The organism is Salinimicrobium oceani, assembly GCF_012037645.1.
This window is the reverse complement of the sequence record NZ_JAAVJR010001481.1, coordinates 1-303: the sequence shown is the minus strand read 5'-3', so window position 1 is coordinate 303 and position 303 is coordinate 1. Positions and strand designations below refer to the sequence as shown.

At 43.6% G+C, this 303-nt stretch carries 1 protein-coding gene; it reads right to left on the bottom strand.

Features of this window, described 5'->3' with window-relative positions; genetic code table 11:
* On the bottom strand, positions 1–303 hold a 303-nt coding region (locus HC175_RS22725; protein WP_168140051.1), incomplete at both ends, for a mechanosensitive ion channel family protein.

Here is a 303-nt window from a genome sequence, read left to right as displayed (position 1 = left end):
ATATTAATGGCTCTTTTGATCCTTCTTCCCGGCGATTCCTGCATTCCGCGCCAGTTGTGGAATGAATCGGCGATAAGGTTATAAGTAGGAATGGTGGTGTAGGTATTGTCCCAGTTCTGTACCCGAACAGTTGCCAGATTGATCTCGGTCACAAATCCGTCAGCTCCATATTTGCTGAAGGTGATCCAGTCTCCAATACGAACAATATCATTTACTGAAACCTGGATGGAAGCAATAAAACCTAAGATTGTATCCTTAAAAATAAACAGAATGATTGCCGAAGCTGCTCCCAGGGAGAGTAAG